This window comes from Xanthomonas sp. SHU 199, assembly GCF_000364665.1.
GTDB classification, from domain to species: Bacteria; Pseudomonadota; Gammaproteobacteria; order Xanthomonadales; family Xanthomonadaceae; genus Xanthomonas_A; species Xanthomonas_A sontii.
Window position 1 is genome coordinate 1 of record NZ_AQOI01000459.1, and the last position, 1,176, is coordinate 1,176.

The window sequence follows — 1,176 nt, forward strand, 5'->3', positions numbered from 1 at the left end:
TACCGGCGAGCGTCGCGGCCAGGCCCAGGCCGATCCGGCGCCAGCGCCGACGATCGCGCGGCAATTGCCGGCGCTCGATCGCCACGATCACCTCGCCGGCGTGCTGCAAGCGGTCGCGCGGCTGCGGGCGCAGCAGCCGCTGCAGCAACCGCACCAGCCAGCCCGGCACGTCCGCGCGCAGCCGGTCCACCGGTGGCGGCTCGCGCAGCATGCGCTGGGCCAGGGTCTCGGACAGGGTGCCGCCGGCGAACGGCACCTGCCCGGCGAGCATTTCGTAGAGGATCAGGCCCAGCGCGTAGAGGTCGCTGCGCGGGTCGAGCGCGTCGCCGCGCGCCTGTTCCGGCGACAGGTAGGCGGGCGTGCCGATGACGTTGCCCAGGGTCGCGCCGAGACCGCTGCTGGCCATCGAGCAGGCCACGCCGAAGTCGCTGATCAGCGCATCGCCGTCGCGCTGCAGCAGGATGTTGGCCGGCTTGAGGTCGCGGTGCACGACGCCGCGCGCATGCGCCGCCTGCAGGCCGCGGGCGATGTCGCCGGCGATGCGCAGGGCTATGTCGACGTCCAGCCGTTCCTCGCGCTGCAGCCGCGCCTCCAGCGACTCGCCGTCGACGTAGTCCATGCTGATCAGCCAGCGCCCGGCGTGTTCGGCCAGGTCGTGGATGCGCACCACGTGCGGGCTGGACACCTGCCGCGCCAGCAGCAGTTCCTGGCGGAAGCGGGCGAAGGCCTGCGGCCGTTGCGCCAGTTCCGGGCGCAGCAGTTTGACCGCGACGTCGATGCCCAACGCCTGGTCGTGGGCCAGGTACACCAGGCCCATGCCGCCGATGCCGAGCAAACGCTCGATGCGGAAGCGGCCGGCCAGCACGTCGCCCGGTGTCAGGCTCTCCTGCGCGTACAGGCCGGTGGCGGTGGCCGCATCGCTCATGCCGGCCCAGGCCCCTGTTCCGCGCCGGTGTCGCGCAGCGCCTGGCGGGCGGCGATCCACAGCGCGGCGCGCTCGCAGAAGGCTTCGAGCAATTGCATGTCCAGCGCACCGATGGCGCTGCCGGCGCGGCGGCTGTCGGCGTAGATCGCGCCGAGCACGCGGGTGCCGTCGCGCAGCGGCAGGCACAGCAGGGTACGCAGGCCGGCGGCGCAGACCGAGGCGCGCTCGGCCAGCCACGGCACGCCACCGAC

Annotated in this window: 2 protein-coding genes; both read right to left on the reverse strand. The window is 73.9% G+C overall.

What is annotated here, in order from left to right; all coding sequences use genetic code 11:
• Positions 1–925 (reverse strand): serine/threonine-protein kinase (locus D183_RS24865; RefSeq protein ID WP_017909654.1); only part of this gene is annotated, 925 nt, incomplete at its 3' end.
• Positions 922–1,176 (reverse strand): GAF domain-containing protein (locus D183_RS0114615; protein ID WP_026144492.1); only part of this gene is annotated, 255 nt, incomplete at its 5' end. The genes D183_RS0114615 and D183_RS24865, both read right to left, overlap by 4 nt.